At 42.5% G+C, this 18,526-nt stretch carries 13 protein-coding genes; 11 read left to right on the top strand and 2 right to left on the bottom strand.

Annotation, left to right across the window (positions count from 1 at the left end; translation table 11 throughout):
• Nucleotides 1-29: 29 nt before the first annotated feature.
• A complete protein-coding gene (locus J0A67_RS20290) occupies nt 30-1,325 on the bottom strand; it encodes a DUF4434 domain-containing protein (protein ID WP_206571219.1) in 1,296 nt (431 codons plus the stop codon).
• 314 nt (nt 1,326-1,639) lie between these two features.
• Between J0A67_RS20290 and J0A67_RS20285 the strand changes: the two genes are divergently transcribed.
• The gene (locus J0A67_RS20285) at nt 1,640-5,545 is read left to right on the top strand and encodes a glycosyltransferase (protein ID WP_206571218.1); all 3,906 of its coding nucleotides are present in this window, start codon (nt 1,640-1,642) and stop codon (nt 5,543-5,545) included.
• A 753-nt stretch (nt 5,546-6,298) separates the two neighbouring features.
• On the opposite strand, the gene J0A67_RS20280 is transcribed toward J0A67_RS20285, so the two are convergent.
• Nucleotides 6,299-6,982: a sugar transferase gene (locus tag J0A67_RS20280; RefSeq protein ID WP_206571217.1), complete on the bottom strand. Its 684-nt coding sequence runs from the start codon at nt 6,980-6,982 to the stop codon at nt 6,299-6,301.
• A gap of 854 nt (nt 6,983-7,836) precedes the next feature.
• Here J0A67_RS20280 and J0A67_RS20275 point away from each other — a divergent pair.
• The 10 genes from J0A67_RS20275 (at nt 7,837) to J0A67_RS20230 (ending at nt 18,526) form a co-directional block, all read left to right on the top strand.
• Nucleotides 7,837-8,928, top strand: coding sequence for a Gfo/Idh/MocA family protein (locus J0A67_RS20275; RefSeq protein ID WP_241265277.1), 1,092 nt, complete (start codon nt 7,837-7,839; stop codon nt 8,926-8,928).
• Between the two features lie 4 nt (nt 8,929-8,932).
• Nucleotides 8,933-9,817, top strand: coding sequence for an aldo-keto reductase family protein (locus tag J0A67_RS20270; RefSeq protein ID WP_206571216.1), 885 nt, complete (start codon nt 8,933-8,935; stop codon nt 9,815-9,817).
• Between the two features lie 619 nt (nt 9,818-10,436).
• Nucleotides 10,437-11,213: a polysaccharide biosynthesis/export family protein gene (locus tag J0A67_RS20265; protein ID WP_206571215.1), complete on the top strand. Its 777-nt coding sequence runs from the start codon at nt 10,437-10,439 to the stop codon at nt 11,211-11,213.
• A gap of 364 nt (nt 11,214-11,577) precedes the next feature.
• Entirely contained in the window at nt 11,578-13,629 is a 2,052-nt protein-coding gene (locus tag J0A67_RS20260) for a GumC family protein (protein ID WP_241265276.1), read from the top strand.
• 36 nt (nt 13,630-13,665) lie between these two features.
• Nucleotides 13,666-14,148, top strand: a complete 483-nt coding sequence (pssD, locus tag J0A67_RS20255) for a PssD/Cps14F family polysaccharide biosynthesis glycosyltransferase (RefSeq protein WP_206571213.1) — start codon at nt 13,666-13,668, stop codon at nt 14,146-14,148.
• Nucleotides 14,149-14,212: 64 nt separating this feature from the next.
• Nucleotides 14,213-14,692, top strand: coding sequence for a PssE/Cps14G family polysaccharide biosynthesis glycosyltransferase (gene pssE / locus J0A67_RS20250; protein ID WP_206571212.1), 480 nt, complete (start codon nt 14,213-14,215; stop codon nt 14,690-14,692).
• 31 nt (nt 14,693-14,723) lie between these two features.
• Complete coding sequence (gene rfbF, locus J0A67_RS20245) at nt 14,724-15,506, top strand: glucose-1-phosphate cytidylyltransferase (protein WP_206571211.1); 783 nt, start codon at nt 14,724-14,726, stop codon at nt 15,504-15,506.
• A 91-nt stretch (nt 15,507-15,597) separates the two neighbouring features.
• Nucleotides 15,598-16,671, top strand: coding sequence for an NAD-dependent epimerase/dehydratase family protein (locus J0A67_RS20240; protein ID WP_206571210.1), 1,074 nt, complete (start codon nt 15,598-15,600; stop codon nt 16,669-16,671).
• Nucleotides 16,658-17,188, top strand: coding sequence for a dTDP-4-dehydrorhamnose 3,5-epimerase (gene rfbC, locus J0A67_RS20235; protein WP_206571209.1), 531 nt, complete (start codon nt 16,658-16,660; stop codon nt 17,186-17,188). Before J0A67_RS20240 ends, rfbC begins: the two co-directional genes overlap by 14 nt.
• A gap of 6 nt (nt 17,189-17,194) precedes the next feature.
• Nucleotides 17,195-18,526 carry an NAD(P)H-dependent oxidoreductase gene (locus tag J0A67_RS20230; protein WP_206571208.1) on the top strand — a complete coding sequence of 444 codons (1,332 nt, stop codon included), beginning with the start codon at nt 17,195-17,197 and terminating at the stop codon, nt 18,524-18,526.

Raw genomic sequence — 18,526 nt, 5'->3', positions numbered from 1 at the left:
TGGGGCAACGTTGTTTATTTTCCAAAAGGTCATTTTGACGTCACATAAAAAGGAATATTATGTGTGGCTACATTGCCCTGCCCATCATAGACAAAAGTGAAAAGCCTATATCCCCCGATTTCCTTGGGAGCTTGAAACCGTATTGTTTCACTGTTTCCCTCTGACACCAAGTGTTCCATATTATAGTCAAATTTCCCACTTTGGTAAAAATCCAATCCTTCGTGTCTCAATTCCCAACGATAAGACAAGCTGTCATTGTCCGGATCATGGGCGTGGACAGATGCCTGGTAGACAGAATCTCCAAGCAAATAATAGTTGTAACGTCTCATAGTCGATTCAATCCCTACACTGTCTATCCGCGGTGCCCAATTGATCGAATCATTTCCAGACCACTTGGATCTTAGCACGTTCAAAGATTCTGTTTCATAGCCCTCTTGAGAAAATAAACTGAACCAGGTGTGGGTAACCTCAAATTTATGTCCCCAATAAAACGCATAGTTACCCAGATATAAGGCGCTGTCTTTCTCGATAGTTTCCCAGTATCCGTCTACAATTTTGGCCTTTTCTGAACTGCTCAGTTCCTTTGGCGCTCCCCATTCGGTATTGTCCTTCAGTTCCCAATGTCCAGAAGGTCCCCACTCCGATAAAATATAGGGTTTACCCCAACCCGTAGGTCCATAGACCTGACTATAGACGTCAGGCAAGCGTGCAAAAGCATTGAAGCCCAAAATGTCCACATCAGGCATCAGTAAAAATGAAAGCGTATATCTGTCAAATTCAAAGCCAACTGGGATTGAGGTCATGACGGGATGGTTGGGATCCGTCTCATGTATCATTTTCGCAATTTTGTTGATCGTATGGTAGATGATATGCCTGTTTCCCCCAAACAGATATACCTCATTTCCAATTCCCCACATCAACAAGGCAGGATGGTCTTTATATTTTTCAACGACTTTTTTCAATTCGTCTATTTTTTGATCGACCTCTCCCAAATTCCAATAGTTGAAATCCTCTCCCCACCACTGGCGCCCTACCTCCAATCCGAGGGTTACTGTCAATCCATTTGCTTCGGCTTCATCCAAAATTCTTCCAGCATCCTCCGTAGTCCAAGTGCGAATTGAATTTCCACCATAGAGAGCCAACTTTTCCATCTGTTCGTGTCCTCCACCTCCCCTAATGTGGTAGGGTTTGCCATGTCGCAACAATTGCGCTTTTCCATCTTTATATACCACTTCGACGGTTCGATTTTGGTTCGGCTGCTTTGGGCTTTGGCAGCAATACAAATTGATCGCTAATACAAAAAGGATAGCACTACTTATTCTCATATCAGATTTTAGGACACCTGTCACTTATTCTGCAAATAAGAAAAAACTATCAGATATTCTTTTCATGGAGATTCCATTTATTTATCGAGTATATCTGTTTTCCTACTGGCATTGAAGAAAAATTAGTGGAGACTTGCTAGCCTCTGGTTCTGAGGATAGATTTAGCTCTTTTTTATATGTTTTAAAAAATTCGTCCTTTGACAACTGGAATTAAAATATTTGTAATTTCGACCACCCAACAATAGATTCAAATGGCCTTTGCGGTTTTTACACATAATAGTTAGAATCACATTGGATTGTCACCCATCAGTACTATGCTTACCAAAAAAAACTTCCTGAAACTTCTTGTAGGCTTAGCCTTACTGACCCTTTTGGTTTTTCTGTACGGTTTTTTTAAAGAGGTAGGGGTCGGCCACCCCGTTTTGTTTGGTCTGCTCACAACGGCTCTATTTTTCAAAATACTGAAAGTGTTTTTTGAGTGGTATCACTATACTAACATTTCAAGTCCAGAGCTGCGAGTCACCACAGCTGAGCAGAAACCGCTTCGGACAGTGGACATGTTCACCACAGCTTGTCCTGGCGAACCCTACGAGATGTTTGAGCAGACCTTGAGAGCCATGGTCGCGGTCACGTACCCCCATGTCAGTTATCTTTGCGATGAGGGGAATGATCCGGCATTGAAGCGCCTTTGTGAGGAATTGGGAGTAATTCATGTAACCAGAAGTACCCACGAACATGCAAAAGCTGGCAATGTAAATAATGCATTGAAACAGGCTAAAGGTGAAATCTGTGTGATACTAGACCCCGATCATGTACCATTTCCTGATTTTTTGGATCATGTGCTTCACTATTTTGACGACCCCAAGGTTGGATATGTCCAGATTGTCCAGGCGTACTATAACCAAGCCGAGACGTTTGTCGCCAGGGCTGCTGCCGAGCAGACCTATATGTTTTATGGACCCTTTATGCAAGCCATGGGCAACTTTGGAACAGCGCAGGCGATAGGCGCGAATTGCACCTTTCGCAGGGCAGCGTTGGACTCCATTGGAGGGCATGCACCGGGTCTCACCGAGGACATGCACACATCGATGTTGCTGCACTCCAAGGGCTGGAAGTCAGTTTACGTCCCAAAAATCTTGTCGGAAGGATTGGTTCCGAGTAGCCTGTCAGCATACTACAAGCAACAGTTGAAATGGAGCAGAGGTACGTTTGACCTATGGATCAACCTTTTTCCAAAGCTATTCAAGAAGTTTACTTGGAGGCAAAATGTCCATTATGGCCTGATGCCGGTCTATTATCTGTTTGGCCTGATTACCGTTATAGATATTGCCGTTCCGATTTGCTCTTTGTTGACCGGCGAGTATCCTTGGATATTAAATCCCATCGTCTTTTTTTTATTCTACACCCCATTTTTGGCAATGAACCTGATCGTGAGGCTGTACGCACAAAATTGGCTACATGGGAAGCATGAAAAGGGTATCCATGTTTTTGGCGGCCTTTTAAGAGTAGGCACTTGGTGGGTGTACACGGTTGGGTTTATCTATACATTGCTTAATATTAAGGTTCCCTATATCCCCACTCCAAAAGAGTACACCTCCAGAAACGAATTTTTGCTTGGACTGCCTAATTTGGTCGTTTCGGCTATTTCGCTGGCAGCCGCAATTTATGGATTGAACCAAGATTGGCAACCCTATAGTTTCCTTATGGCAAGTTTTGCCATTTCCAACGCAGTCATTTTTTTCCTAGCATTTGCGATTGGACAGACCCGTTGGGTTTTTGCTGTAAGGAATATTTGGAAAAATTGGAAGTCTGCCAAACCTATTGCCTCGTACGATATTTCCTATCATAAATTCAGCAAAATCGCAGCTCCTGTGATTATTGCCTGCCTCGTGGTAGCTTCTTCATTGTTGTTTACTTTTTCTTCGTCTGAGGTCTTTTCCGAAGAAACACCCGATCCAAGAGAGGCATCGGTCGCCGAAAAGCAACTGGGAGGATTTTATTCTGGAATCTATATTCCATCCCTAGAATCGGAAAGTGACCTTCGTCGCATCAAGGAATCGGAAAAACAGGCCCAACACAAATGGTCAATTGTATCCACCTACCTTTCATGGGGGGATGGATCATTGCCCGAAAATCATTGGAAGGCAATAGTTGACCACGGAGCAATACCCATGATTACCTGGGAGCCCTTTTCGAATTTATTCGCTCAGTATAAGGACCACCCTGACATCGCAGAAAACAGGAAGGTGCTACATTACATTGCAGAAGGGTATTTTGACTCCTATATCGACCAGATGGCCTTGAGCCTAAGATCTCTAGACTCACCGGTTTTTTTGCGCTTTGCGCATGAAATGGAAAACCCCATGTATCCTTGGTCTTCTTCTGGGGGTAATACACCTGAAGACTTTAAGAACGCTTGGCGCCATGTCCACTACCGATTTGAGGCACTTGGGGTGCAGAACGTGAGCTGGGTATGGAGTCCATGGTCTGCTGAAGGGATGGGAGATTATTTTCCCTATGGAAATGGCGGCTCAGTATCGCAGTATGTGGACTGGATAGGACTTACTGCCCTGAATTACGCAAAGGCGAGTCAGGAAAAAAAATCGAAAAGCTTTGAGGAAATTTATTTGCCTTTTCGCAACAGCATCACAGACTTGTCCTTGGGTGAGCTCCCGGTAATGCTTGCCGAATTTGGTTCCACCTCTTTCGATGAAGATGGAGCGGCATGGAACAAGCGCTCCTTTTCAGGTATTATCACGAGGTACCCCGAGATAAAATCGGCGGTGTTATTTTACAGTAATTTGGACAAGAACTGGGTGACTGACTGGAGGCCCAATCAAGAGGAAAAATACATAGATTGGACCTTTGACCTAGCCTCGGTATCCTCGACACTCAAAGAATTTGACGCACCATTCGAAGCGGATGAAAGAGCGGAAAATGAAGTAGCCCTTCCAACTCACCATAAAAACATCACCGGCAGCTACGGGAGTTTTTCATGGATTGTTGACGGAGAACCTTTTTTCATGAAAGGAATTTGCTACAACACAGGCCACGACTGGCAAGAAGGATTTTACCCCTTGACCAAAAAGCAATTGGAACACGATTTCCGTCAAATAAAAGAATCCGGGGCAAATACAATCCGCAGGTATGAGCCAGGGATTTATGACCGGAATATTTTCAATGCCGCGGAGAAGTTCGATCTGAAAATTATGTATGGCTTTTGGTTTGATCCAGAGGTGGACTACTACAGCGATAAGAAAGCAGTAGAAGACTACGAAAACAAAGTTTTAGGCTATGTTAAAAAACATAAGGGGCAAAAAAGCATTGTGGCTTGGAATATCGGAAATGAAACCTGGGGCTTGTTGAAGAAATACTATGCCAAACCCTATCTGACCCTCACAAGAAGAGCCTATTTGGAGTTTTTGGAAAACTTGGCCCAAAAAATACACAGCATCGACCCTACCCGCCCGGTGTTTTCCTCTGAGGAACACGACCATATTCGGATGCTGGCAGCAGTACATGATTTTGCTACTTATGCCCCATCCATTGATGTACTGGGAATAAACTCCTACTATGAACAAAACTTGAAAGTCTTAAAGGATGTTTTTTCCCGATTTGATACACTAAGACCCTACGCTGTGACTGAGTTTGGCCCCAAGGGCTACTGGAGCCACGAGTATGGAGACTATTGGAATGACAGTCTATTGATAGAGCTTTCATCAGTATCGAAGGCGGATTGGTATGCGAGGCAATGGACCGACTACATCGAAGACAATGAGGGATATAATTTGGGAGGATTTGCCTTTAGCTGGAGGGATAGGTACGAAGGTACTGCTACATGGTTTGGGATCACCGATTACAAAGGAAGGTTGAAACCTTCATACTACTATTTGCAAAGCGCGTGGAAGGGCACGGTGTTGGATCATGACATCTTTCCGGAGATATCCGTGGTAGGCCACTGGAACCCCGTCGAGCCCGGACAGCAGATATGGATGAGTGCCGCGGTGACGAATTCTTATTCGGGCAGCTTGTCTTATGAATGGAAGGTGCTCAACGACAAAAATTGGAAGAATTCCTCGGAGATCGTGAACAATGTCAACAACTATCAGATGGTAGAGCTAAAAGTGCCTGAGGATAAATCAAATTACCGGGTTTACGTTTATGCCACAGATTCATTGGGCAATGTGATCACCGCTTCCAGACCCCTATTAATAAGATGATTTTCTTCTCCGCACGTCCAAGAAAGGGAGGAAGAAGCAACTTACCGGCAACTGAACATACACAGTTTAATAAAGGTACTCGATGGTGGAATTCCTTTTTTAAGGTCAATTCCTCTTCATAGGCGGGTAGAAAATCTCTTCTTCTGAAAGTTTTAAAGGTAGAGATGCTACTTGATAGAGTTTTGGCAAATCTTTCCCCTTACCCGAAAAAAATCACCAAAATGTTTTTCAGGTGACTAAAAGAAGATCCGAAATCTTGGGTTGATTTGAGATTCTTTTGGTGTCTCAAATAGGAAAATGGAACTTTTCAATTCCAACAATGATCGCCGTAGAATTTGTTTTTGAGCCAGCCTTTTTCTGAAATAAGTGGATGATGGCTTTCTACCTTAAAAAATGACAATGCCTACTACGGCATTGTCTAAGGAAACCCTACCAGGATTGAAGTCATTGACCCAATAATTTTCTCCAAGGAAAACCTCCTCAAAATTCGTGTTTCATTATTGTCTTTTCTAAGGCTTTTGGAGGTCTGAACGAGTCCGAAAAGATACAGGTCCGACATCTCTTCATCAATGTCCCAAAAAAAACAACCTCATTGAAACTAGTTCCAATGAGGTTGTTACATTCTCTAATATGACCCTCACGCGATTTTAAGACTTTTTTGCCAGAAGTAAGATTTGTTTGGTTATTTCGACTTCAGATTCAATCACGTCCTAAGATGACACACCTTCAAAATGGCGGGCCAGACAGCAAAATCTAATAGGCATTCTCGTTATTAAAGATCAAGCTATAAAATGTCCACAAAATTATCTTTACGTCTAGCAGAAAGCTCCAGTTTTTTATGTAGAAGAGATCATATCTCAAACGCGCGTTCATATCGAAGGAATCCTTGATCTCCCCTCGATACCCCTTTGCTTGAGCAAGCCCCGTAATCCCAGGCTTTACGGTGTGTCTGCACATAAAATTTTCAATTTTCTCCGCAAACTCTTTGTTCATAGGTACAGCATGTGGTCTTGGACCAACTATTGTCATTTCACCCATCAATACATTCAACAACTGAGGCAATTCGTCCAAACTGCTTCTTCGGAGAAAGGCACCTACTTTTGTAACCCTCGCGTCGTCTTTAGAAGCCTGTCGAAAATGGTCTTCCGGTTCAAATTTCATACTTCTAAATTTTAGGCAATAAAACGGCACGTTATTTTGCCCATGCCTGAGTTGCCTGTAAAAAACAGGCCCCCTGGAGTCAATCTTTATCAACAGGGCGATTATCGGAAATAACCAGCTGGCGACAAAGACCAGAAAAAGACTCACCATAATGAAATCAAAAAATCTCTTGGCAGTCACCTGTGAACTGTCCAAAAGATTTACCGAATACCTATTAAGGATGAAATCCGGAGAAAAGCTTTCAACGCTGCTAAGTTTTGAAATTGTGGTAGCCATGGCTTTAACTGTTTTTTTCTAAAAAGTCTTTTAAAAGAAGCAAGGGGTTTTTATTTCCTGTTTCCGACGATAAATCTATGGAATAAACAGGTAAATCTCCAATCAAGTTGCATTTATTTTTATTTGAAATACATTTATGTGCCGTAAATCTCCCAAAATAGTTTGAAAAAACAAGCCTAAACAGGGCAAAAAGTCTACTCTAGCCGTAGTTTACTGATCCATCAAAATTTTTTTCGGAGGACAACATGCTGCCGAGATTTTCTGTCGATTAAACAATAGCCATAGGCTAATTACCTAATATTTAAAGTTCTCGGACTACTAAAGTACTGTCACAAGAATTCGAACTACACTTAACATGTACTGGGAAGCCGCCATCAAATCATTTGATGAAATACCGGATCACTATTTGGAAGGAAACTCTATCTTGTTTTTCCCCACTTACATCCGTCTCTTCGCAAGCAAAAAATATTTCGTTCGACGCGACATGCTGCACTAAGCTTGAGATCCGTCTAGCATCAATGAGAATTGAATAATCATTGAGCCTACGCGAACCGTCGAATTTACCCCTAATAGAATAGGCGTAACACTTATAGTTCTTTTGATACACCCAAATCGACGAACGGACTTCCCTCAGTCAACTAATACCACGAAGACACTATAAGCAGGATCCGAAAAGCCGACTGTCAGCCCAAGCTGCCAGCCAATCCCTTACTTCCCAAAATCCACACACAACCGCTAGCTTCCAGAAAGTGGTGGTCAACCATGACCAGACACCGGCAATTTTTGCTCAAATTTTCTCGCTGAAAAAATTTTTATATGCATTTTCTTGCTTTTCAAATAACATTTCCAGTACTTTGACTCAATCATTTAAATTTCATAAACGTAATTTTTTAATCGGTTTAATACAAAAACAACAAATTTCACTTTATAAAATGGTAAAAATTGCATTAATCGGGGCAGGAAAAATGGGATTGTCCCATCTGTCGATTCTGGGAGCACATCCTGACGTGCAAATTGTAGGAGTTTGCGACACGTCAAAAATCATTGTTGACGTACTCGAGAGATATAGCGGTTTTAAATGCTATTCCGACTACTTGAAGATGGTGGAGGAGGCAAAGCCTGATGCTGTATTCGTTTCGGTACCCACCAAGTACCACTACACAATGGTCAAGGAACTCTTAAAAAGAAACATAAACGTATTCACCGAAAAACCCTTTTGTCTTAACCCAAACGAAAGCGGTGAGCTCGTTTTGTTGGCCAAAAAGGCGGGAGTTGTAAACCAAGTCGGATACCACAACAAATTTGTCGGCACTTTCAAAGAAGTAAAAAGATTGGTCGCTAGCTCTGCTATTGGAGAAATCACGCATTTCCAAGGCGAAGCTTATGGGCCTGTGGTGATAAAGAAAAAAAGTGAAACCTGGAGATCCGACCCAAGCGAAGGAGGTGGATGCCTTATGGACTATGCATCGCATGTTATTGATCTAATCAATGACATTATTTCTCCAATAGAATCCTGCAAAAGCTCCATTCTCAAGTCAATCTACTCAAAAAATGTGGATGATTCGGTCTATGCATTGGTCGGCACAAGTTCAGGGGCAACGGGTATAATTTCTGTAAACTGGAGCGATGAGACATACCGAAAAATGTCGACGTCAGTCACGATTATCGGAACGGAAGGTAAAATTGTATCTGACGCAAATGAACTGAAGGTGTACTTCAAAGGTGATGTGCTTCCAAAGGGATATTCAAAAGGCTGGAATGTAAAATATGTGACCGACCTGACAGAAGAAGTGGATTTTTACCTAAGGGGCGAAGAATACTCGGCTCAAATAGACTACTTCATAAAATCCGTGAAACGCGAAAACAAAAACAATGTCAACACATTTGACAGTGCTTGGAAAACAGACACTTCGATCTCATTAATCAAGAACCAATCAAGAATTTAACACCATGGAAAGAATAATTTTTGGCGACAACCAATTTTTCGCTGTAAACCACATTTCAGACGAAAAATCACGTGCGCAGTCCATCAAGTTTAAAGATGATTCTGCAATTATTAAGACTCTAGACGTTGCGATTGCCGCGGGGATAAACACCTTTATGTGTACTACCCATGACAGAATCGCCAACATTTGCGAGATTATCCGAAAAGACCCGGTTAAATACCAGGACTTCAAAATCTACCCTTGCATGCCTTATGCCCATAAATATGCGAACGCTGTGACCGAAATGGGTATCGCCGGTACTTTGAAACAATACGTTCCCGGGAATTTCTTGGGGTCTATATTGAAAGGAGGAGTCGCCTACATCTCAAAGGACTACATTTCAATCATGGAATTGATGATTGATGCTGAAATGAAAATGTTCAAGGGAATTAACACGCCAGTCATCTTTATCCAAAACGTAATGACCGACCTCCTTTTGGGACTTGGCATGGACGAATTCCTTATTGGCTTCGCCAATTATGTTCGCCAGAAATACAACGCGGAGCCCGGATTTATTACGATGAATCTACCCAAGCTTTTGGATGTGCTGGAGAAAGGTGGAATCAGCAATCCTATTATTTGCGCTTCCATCAACAAGGCTAATTTTAGAATGTCGGGAGGGAAAGAACTGTATGAAAAAGTGCTAAGCGAGGGCAGATGCAGAGTCATCGCAATGCAAGTCCTTGGCGGGGGTGCAATTCCCGCTTCGGAAGCCTTGGAATACGTAAGTAATTTACCCAATGTAGAATCGATACTTTTTGGTGCATCGTCCAAGCAGAACATTGAAAATACAGTAGACACCATTAGATTTTACGACCAACAGAGAAAAGAGGAAGTTATCATGCAGTGAAATAAGATGACTTACTCTTTGCCAATCGCTATTTGAGGTAATTAATGTAGTTTGACCAAATCACCTAGGTTTACGCAGTCTAGGCGCTAACCAAATTGCGCCAAGATTGCGAAACCAGGAACTCCAAACCACTTCACCTCTTCCGTACAGCGGTCATGGCCCTCCACATCAGCAAAAAAGCGCTAAAAACTCCGCAATTTGCCTCTCTTGAGCCGCTGAGACTACAGATTTGCCTCCGATCCAATTTCGAAACTTAGGAACCGGAGACCACAGTTGGGTCGCGCTAAAAATCCCGTTGTCCCCCACCACTCCAAATCGACTAAACAAACCTCAGTGAAAAAATAAAATTAAGTCAAAAAGAATAAAATCTATTTTCATATTATTGTTTTTGTATTTCAAATACATATATTTACACCACATAACTAACAGCCTTTTTTGGAAAATACGGGAAATTCAGGAATTGCCAAGCAGTTTGGCCAACCAAACATTTTGCTTTGAACTTAGGCATTTCCCCAAAATATCTCATATATTGATAGGCACTGATTCTGTGACTGAAAGGGCGAAGCTGTAAAGCGCCATCAGCACAATTAAATTACAGATCTCAATTGACTCAAACTACATGAAAAATCTCTTCTTGGTGTTATTCATCTCATTTCTCAGCCTAGCCTGCTCGAAAAGAAACCTAACATATTTTAGCGACATTGACACCGACTCCACGTTTTCAACTCCAATTGATTCATTAATCCAACAAAGGATACAAGAAGATGACTTGTTGAGCATTACCGTCACAAGTTTGAATGCTGAATCAAATATGCTGTTCAATGCGGGTGTTTTAATGCCTTCAGGCGACACCAGGAATACTGTGGTCTCTACCCCGATAAACGAAAGTTACCTGGTCGACAAGGACGGCTTCATCAATTATCCTGTAGTTGGAAAAATCAACCTGAAAGGCTTGACCAAATTGGAAGCAGTTAACAAGATGTCTAGCTTACTTGATGAATATGTGCAAAATCCAATTATCAATATTCGAATACTAAACTTCAAAGTAACTGTACTCGGCGAAGTTCAAAAACCATCTTCCTTTATTATACCTACCGAAAAAGTGACAATTTTGGAAGCATTGGGGCTTGCCGGCGACATGACAGCCTATGGACGCAGGGAAAACGTGCTGGTAATCAGGGAAAAAGACGGAGTCCGGAGTACGACGAGACTAAATCTCAATGATAAAAACGTATTGTCTTCTCCGTATTTTTACCTTCAGCAAAATGATGTGATATATGTCGAGCCGTATAAAACAAAAACAATCCAATCGGATTCGAACCCCAGAACTTTTGCCCTAATATCGATGATGTTCAGCTTAGTAACCATTATTCTAATTCAAGTGAACAATTGGTAAACAGTCTTTTTAGCTCTGTTATTAAAAATTCAAAACCATGAAACTATCAGATTTATTAAACGAGTTGGAAGAAGAGGAAACACAACCTGTCAAAGAGGAGGCGTCCCCCAATTTTAAAATGCTATTCTTCCGGTATTATAGTAAATGGTATTGGTTTGCTCTGGGACTTTTTATATGCTTAGGGATCGCTGGTGCATACTGTTATTTTGCTACACCGCAATATTGGATCTCCAGTAAGCTTTTGTTAAAAGACGAAAAGAAGGGCGCAGATTTTCGCGATGCAGCCACTATCACGGATTTATTGGGCTACGGATCCTCGTCATCTGTAGAAAACGGAGCCGAAATGCTTAAGGCTCAAAACCTTATGATAAAAGTATTTGAGGAATTAAACATCTCAAATGCCTTTTATATCCCCAACGGATGGAGAAGGTGGAAGGAAATCTATGGTAGTGAGGTTCCGATCTCGATAGTTATCCGTGAAAAAAATGAATTCATCGATCCAGAGTTACTTGAAGAGAGCAAGATCACTTTTTATCTTAAAAACGACGAGGAATTTTATATACTGTCTCCATCCGGAGAACTACAGACTATCAAGTTTGGGCAGACGATCAAAAATCATTTTGGCACCTTTTCCATTGTTAAAAATCCTGCTTACCGCCCAGTACCAAATTTCACTTTGGAAAATGTCCCAATAGTTATTGCCTTCTATGATCCGGTAGGCGCCGGAAAATACTTTTCAGAAAAACTCAATGTAGACATTGTAAACAAACTAGCCAGTGTTGTCGAGTTATCCATGCTGGATGAGCACCCGATCAAAGGCAAGGAAATTCTATCCAAACTAATCGAAGTATACAATAAAGAAGCGGAGGTTGAAAAGAATGTCGCAGCGAGAAACACAATCAAATTCATCGATGCACAACTAGTTGGATTGTCCTCTGAGCTCGATTCTATCGAAAAGCAAGCAGAATCGTACAAACTAAGAAACTCGATTACAGATGTAAGCGCAGAAGCGGAGCTTTATCTCAGCAGCACTACCATCAACCGGGAAAAGTTGAGTGAGTTTTCTATTCAAATTGAAGTTTTGGAGTCCATTGAAGAATACTTGACCAAGCAAGGTAACGACTATGAGATGGTACCAAGTACGTTGAGTATACAAGATCCGACCCTGTCCGCATTGATCGCACAGTTCAACCAACTTCAAAGAGAGAGGGAAAGGATGTTGAGAACAACCCAGCCGAACAATCCAATTGTACTAAATATCAACCAACAGCTAACCAGCCTCAGAGGTAGCATTGTCGAAAACCTTCGAAACATTAAAAATGGTCTGGTAATCTCTCGAGACAATCTAAGCGCAACAGACAACCAATTTCGAAGCAGAGCGGCCCAAGCACCAACAATAGAACGAGAGCTACTCGATATTGGTCGCCAGCAGGGCATAAAGCAACAACATTATCTGTTATTGGTTCAAAAGCGGGAGGAAGCAGTTTTATCGCTAGCCGCAAGCTCAGTCAACAACTCGAAGGTGATTGAACCCCCGACACCAACCGATCTTCCTGTCAACCCAAACAAGAAACTGATTTATGCATTCGGACTAATAATGGGATTAGCTTTTCCTTTCGGTCTGATTTATTTGAAGGACGCTTGGCAAGAGAAAATACAGCTAAAAACAGATGTAGAGAAACTCACCAGCACGAAGATATTGGGCGAAATATCACGAAATAAGGATGCGAACGGAATGATTGCCATTTCAAAAGGCAAGCGGACGATGATCGCTGAACAGTTTAGGTTTATCCGAAGCAATCTTGCCTTTACCACCTACAACAAAAGCAACAAAGTGATCATGGTCACTTCAGGAATGAGCGGTGAAGGGAAAACATTTTTCAGCTTAAACTTGGCCATAAGCTTAGGTCTGGTGGACAAGAAAGTTGCAGTTCTCGAATTTGATCTACGTAGGCCGGCCATGCTATCGTCCTTAGGTATCAATGTCCCCGTAGGGCTCTCAGAGTATCTCGAAGACGAGCAATATCAGTTGGATGATATCATCCATCCCCTAGCTATGGCCCAAAACGTCTCGGTGCTGGGATGCGGAAAAATCCCCGAAAATCCCGCCGAATTGATGTCGGGTGAGCGATTAATCCGATTGCTGAAGGAACTTTCCCAAAGATTTGATTATGTGATCATAGATACAGCTCCTATAGGCCTTGTCTCGGATTCATTCATTTTGAACGAGTTTGTTGATGTCACTATCTTCATGTTGAGATATAACTACTCAACAAAAGCACAAGTAAAAACGGTTGAAGACATCAGGAAACACAAAAAATTCAAAATGCCATTGATCGTTCTGAATGACGCTGACGGGGAAATGATCTATGGGTACGGAGGGACCTATGGCAAAAAATACTACCAGGCCAAGTAGACCCATGTCCTGATTTTTCCAAAAAAATGAAAAACCATGTCAGACCGAAAAAGAAAAATCCTGCTTGTTAGTTCGGACGGAGGACATTTAGCTCAACTTTTAGAACTGAAAGAGTTATTTGAACGATATGATTATCTGCTGGTGACAGAAGAGGCCCCTGCCACTATCCCACTTGCAAAACACTACAACGTTAAGTTTGTCAGTGCGAGACCTGAGGGTAAAAACAGGAACTTTGGATTCTACCTGTCTCTTATCCGAAATTCAATTAGCTCTACCCGTCTAATTTTGGCGCATAGGCCAAAAGTCATATTGACGACAGGAAGTCACACGGCAATACCATTTTGCTTGATCGGAAAATTGTTGGGCATTAAAGTAGTTTGGATTCTTTCGTATGCAAGAATAAACTCTAAAGCCGCTTCCGCAAATCTGATTTATCCCATTGCAGACAAGTTTTTAGTCCAGTGGCCAGGCATGACAAACCACTATAAGAATTCAGTCTACCTAGGATCCATCTATTGAAGATCTTGGTTTAGCAAGACCTCAAACATTTTTTGACATTATAAATTCAAACACTAAGAATCTTATGATACTTGTCTTGTTGGGTACATTCCCCCTCAAATTTGAAAGACCGCTTATAGAATTAGACAGGCTGCTCAAAGAAGGGGTGATTTCGGAGGAAGTAATAGTCCAAAATGGCCACACTGTTTATGACAGTCCGCGTATGACATTCTTTCCTTTCCTTCCTTTGGATGAATTGTTGGACCTATACCGAAAAGCAGATCTTGTGATCACGCAAGCCGGGACAGGGTCAATAATCAAGGGGTTAAAAATGAACAAAAAAATGATCGCCGTTGCCAGACTGGCAAAGTACGGTGAGCATGTGGACGATCACCAAGTCGAGCTGATCCAAGAATTCGCAGGCGCAAACTACCTTATCGCATGGAACGAAACGGATGACCTTGCGGAATTAATCCCCAAAGCCAAAAATTTTGAACCGACACTTTATAAATCCAGCAACAAGGAAATTGTAAACTATCTAATAGACTACATAGACAATATCTAATAGCATACTCACAAACACCTAACAAATTTTTATGAAAGCAGTAATATTAGCGGGGGGATTTGGTACCCGAATAAGCGAGGAAAGCGGAGTAAGACCCAAGCCTATGGTAGAAATAGGAGGCAAGCCGATTCTTTGGCACATCATGAAAATCTATAGCTCACATGGCATTACTGATTTTGTGATATGTTGCGGCTACAAGGGGCACATGATCAAGGAATATTTTTCAAACTATTTTCTGCACACTTCAGATATCACTTTTGATCTTCAAAAGAATGAAATGGAAGTACTCCGTAAAAACGGAGAGCCCTGGAGAGTGACGCTGGTAGATACGGGAGAAAATGTAATGACGGGAGGCAGAATAAAAAGGGTTGCTGACTACGTCAAGGATGAGCCGTTTTGTCTAACCTATGGTGACGGAGTCAGTGATGTGGACATCACCGCATCTATTGAGTTTCACAAGAAATCGGATACGTTAGTCACGCTGACGGCCGTAAGACAATCAGGAAGATTCGGTGTATTTACACTATCGGGAGAGGATGAGAAAATAAGCACTTTTACCGAAAAACCCCAAGGCGACGGCGTGCAAAATGCTTGGATAAATGGAGGTTTTTTCATTGTCGATCCCAAAGCGCTTGACTATATATCTGACGACCAAACCGTTTGGGAAAAAGGTCCTTTAGAAAGTCTGGCGGAAGAGGGCCAATTGTCTGCTTACAGACACCTGGGATTTTGGCAGGCGATGGATACCTTGAGGGACAAACAAGTCCTTCAGTCTCTTTGGGAAAATGGGGAAGCCCCTTGGAAAAGTTGGTAGTTCCCCGGCCCATGGCTTTGGCTTTCGGCCAAGCAGTACCATTCCTTTTTAAACACTAATAAATATCCTTTAACCAAATACAAGAACTTCTATGAAAATCCTGATTACTGGAAACCTGGGCTATGTAGGTCCAAGTTTGATCTCGAAACTAAGAGATTCATATCCCGATGGTGAACTTATCGGATATGATATGGGCTATTTTTCAAAATGTTTTACCAATGTTGACTTTTCCCCTGAAAACAAATTGGACAAGCAAATCTTCGGAGATGTCCGAAATTTTGAGGAAAGCATCTTCGAAGGTGTAGATGCTGTAGTTTATCTGGCTGCAATTTCCAATGACCCCATGGGCAACAAGTATGAAGAGGTAACGATGGATGTAAACTACAGATCCGCGATACGAATGGCTAAGTCTGCCAAGAAACAGGGAGTCAAGTCGTTTGTATTTGCTTCGAGCTGCAGTATCTACGGGGAAGCGGACGACTATGCAAAAGTCGAAACCGACAACTTGAATCCGTTGACTGCTTACGCGAGATCCAAAGTTGCAGCCGAAAACGATTTGGCAGCAGTTGCAGACGAGACATTCATTGTTACCTGTTTCCGGTTTGCCACGGCTTGTGGTCATTCCAATCGTCTGAGACTGGACCTGGTACTAAACGATTTTGTGGCCGGAGCCGTCACAACCAAGGAAATTTCAATATTGAGCGATGGTACCCCATGGAGGCCACTCATCCATGTATCGGATATGGGGCGCGCCATTGGATTCGGTATAGAACGCAAAGCCGAACAGGGTGGCAGCTTTTTGGTACTGAACACCGGCTCCAAAACTTGGAACTATCAGGTGGTAGAACTGGCCAATGCCGTCGCAGAAGTGATACCAGGGGTCAAAGTCTCTGTAAATCCAAACGCCCAACCTGACAAACGGTCTTACAAAGTCAATTTCGAGCTGTTTGCAAAGCTGGCGCCCGACCACCAGCCCGTCTATGATCTCCATACTACAATCAGGGAGCTTTACTCCAATCTTCAAGAAATGGGATTCAAAGATTCCAACTATAGAAAGTCTCAATTCATACGACTTGAGGTACTTAACAACCTTCAACAAAAAAACTTTTTAAATCAAGATCTAAGTTGGGCTTGGCAAAAACAGATACAATATGATATTTACTGAGACAAAACTAAAGGGGGCTTTTGTAATAGAGATCAAAAAACTCGAGGACAACAGGGGTTTTTTCGGAAGATCTTGGTGTGCAAATGAAATGGCTGAACATGGACTCAAAGCCGACATCAAACAGGTCAACACTTCATTGAGTTTGAAAAAAGGCACCATAAGAGGGATGCACTATCAAAATGACCCCTACCAGGAAACCAAACTAGTGCGATGTACAAGGGGGGCTATTTTTGATGTGATCATAGATCTCAGACCTCAATCGCCGACATATAAGCAATGGATTGGAGTGGAACTTACCGCAGACAACCACAAAATGTTGTTTGTGCCTGAGGATTTCGCCCATGGTTTCATTACACTCGAGGACAATTGTGAAGTGAGCTATTTGGTAACACAGTTTTATGCCCCTGGAGCCGAGTCTGGAATCAGGTGGAACGACCCAGCTTTTGGTATAGAGTGGCCCATCGAGCCAACCATCGTATCCGAAAAAGATCAAAGTCACCCAAACTATTTAAAATAACACGTCATGGTAATTGTAGACAGTGCACTAAAAAAACGACAGGAAGAAAACAATCCTGTACGTGTAGCAATGAGCGGAGCTGGTTTTATGGGTCGCGGCATTGCCAACCAAATTTGTAATTCCGTCCCCGGCATGAAGCTGGTGGCGATTTTTAACCGTACGATTGAGCAAGCAAAGAGAGCTTACACCGAGGCCGGAGTCGAGAATGTAGAATATACTACAGAAAAAGACCAGCTGGAGAACAACATCCGTCAGGGAAAATTCACCATTACGGATAACGCTAACATCATCTGCGAAGCAGATGGAATAGACGCTATTATAGAAGTCACCGGTGCAATTGAATTCTCAACACATCTAGTATTAAGGGCTTTTGAACACAAAAAGCATGTCATACTAATGAACGCTGAAGTGGATGGAACTATCGGTCCGATCCTGAAAGTGTACGCTGATAAAGCCGGAGTGATAGTCACCAATGCTGATGGAGACCAGCCGGGTGTTGAGATGAATCTTTACCGTTTTGTCAAATCATTGGGTGTAAAACCAGTACTCTGTGGTAATATCAAAGGACTTCATGATCCTTACAGAAATCCAACCACTCAAGAAGGCTTTGCGAAGCAATGGGGACAAAATCCCAAAATGGTCACATCATTTGCCGATGGCACAAAGATATCATTTGAACAGGCTATAGTTGCGAATGGAACGGGCATGACTGTGGCAAAAAGGGGAATGTACGGCACGACGGTACCAAGCGGCACTCCTCTAAAAGACGTATTTCAAGATCTATATCCGCTTGCCTCCTTGCTGGAAGGAAACGGGATCGTCGACTATGTTGTTGGTGCTGACCCTGGACCCGGAGTTTTTGTATTGGGCACACATGACGACCCTAAGCAGCAACACTATCTCAATCTGTACAAGTTGGGAACGGGCCCTCTCTACCTCTTTTACACACCTTACCATCTATGTCACTTTGAAGTGCCCCTGACGGTTGCGAGGGCAGTCCTTTTTCATGATGCGGCCTTGGCCCCCATAGGGAAACCGATGGTTAGCGTAGTAGCTGCTGCAAAAATTGACCTTAAAAAAGGGGATACGCTGGATGGATTGGGTTGCTATATGACCTATGGTCTATGTGAAAATTATGAAACTTCGTTGGAACAAAACCTACTTCCAATAGGATTGGCGGAAGGCTGTATTCTGAAGAAAGATATCAGTAAAGATTCGGTACTTACTTTCGAAGATGTAGAACTACCTGCTGGAAGACTCTGCGATAAAATGTGGGAAGAGCAGGTCCGCTACTTTGGCCAAGGCGTTTTGACAACGCCATCATCCACTGTTTCTTAG

The organism is Algoriphagus aestuariicola (assembly GCF_017254835.1).
Lineage (GTDB): Bacteria > Bacteroidota > Bacteroidia > Cytophagales > Cyclobacteriaceae > Algoriphagus > Algoriphagus aestuariicola.
Note: the sequence above shows the minus strand (reverse complement) of the source record. Positions and strands in the feature narration are given on the sequence as shown.